The sequence below is a fragment of the Bartonella sp. AD13SXNS genome, from assembly GCF_042196465.1.
Taxonomy (GTDB): domain Bacteria; phylum Pseudomonadota; class Alphaproteobacteria; order Rhizobiales; family Rhizobiaceae; genus Bartonella.
The window spans coordinates 1-1,121 of record NZ_JBHIQI010000069.1 but is presented as its reverse complement, the minus strand read 5'-3'; the positions used below and the strand labels follow the sequence as shown (position 1 = coordinate 1,121).

The 1,121-nt window shown below is 38.1% G+C and carries 1 protein-coding gene and 1 pseudogene; both read right to left on the bottom strand.

From position 1 onward, the window contains the following. Positions 1-89 precede the first annotated feature (89 nt). Positions 90-827, bottom strand: coding sequence for an antA/AntB antirepressor family protein (locus ACFIMQ_RS09395; protein ID WP_375703928.1), 738 nt, complete (start codon positions 825-827; stop codon positions 90-92). 48 nt (positions 828-875) lie between these two features. After that, positions 876-1,121: pseudogene (locus ACFIMQ_RS09390) on the bottom strand (hypothetical protein); the annotation flags it as partial.

Sequence of the window (1,121 nt, the reverse complement as noted above, 5' to 3'; positions counted from 1 at the left end):
TTTAAAGCACATATGCGGCGTAGAGTATGTCCATCAACTTCGATTGTTTCATCAGTAAGTTCATATTTCTTTTCCATAATGATAGCCTCTTAATGCATGCTTTGTCTTTTAATCTCTTGAGACAGCACCCCCATGCCTTTTGTTGTGATTTTTGCTGAAGGAATGACTTTTTCAGCCTTTTTTGTTGTTTGAATGATGTGGGTTGAGCAATCCATTAGTCCTTTTTGTATTTTGTCTTGATAAGGCAATAAGTGAGCCCCGAAAGTGCGTCGATAAACCCATCTTTTTTTCTGTAAGAAGAGAATGAATTGTTTTGGTTGCATTTCGAGCACTTTAGCGGCTTCAGTAAGACCGAAGAGCCCATCAGAGCGTTGTAAGCTTTCAAGAGCCATTGCTTTTGGTTTTAAATCTTCAATGATGGTATCTTTTTGATTTATTTGTCCTTGTAGGTAATTCAAAAAGCCAATCATCGCTTGTGGACTTGAGTAATCGATTTGTGGTGTAACAACTTGCTTTGCACGCCGCTCGCATTCGATAAAGTATTCTCTTGCTTGCTTTCCTTTTTTATTACGCTCGACCATGGCAAGCTCTTTCGCCATGTCTAAGGTAAGATAGTATTCTACTGCTATGGCATTGTTCGCTTCCATTTTTTTGTGGAAGCGAATAAAGTCCCTTCCATCAAGGAAAGCATAGGTCATAATACGTTTTTTTATCCAAGTAGAAAAATCTTGTTTACTCTCCAAAAAGACATGTAATTCACGTGCATTTACTGTCTGAACGCTTTCTTCGTTAATGGTGTTATTTGTAATAGCGATAGGATTATTCATAAGTTTACTCCATCCGATCATTTAATAAGAGGAAAGAGGAGGGCGTTTTTAAAAGCGCCCTGTATAATGTGGGTAATTTGGAATGACATCCGAAAGAGTTAGACGGTGCTGCTGTTCATAAGTCCCGTAAGTTTCATCTTCATATCGCTGCTGTTCGATTTCTTCTAAAAAAAAACCGTATGCGTTACTGTCTTTAACAAAGTCGTGAGGTATATTGCCGTTGAAACACTGCTCTTCACATTCTTTCAGATAGCATTCGGCAATATCTTCAGAGATATCTTCACAACGATTAGT

Excerpts from the sequence above, each read along its gene's own strand:
- ACFIMQ_RS09395 (WP_375703928.1), bottom strand. The coding sequence starts at position 827 with ATGAATAATCCTATCGCTATTACAAATAACACCATTAACGAAGAAAGC.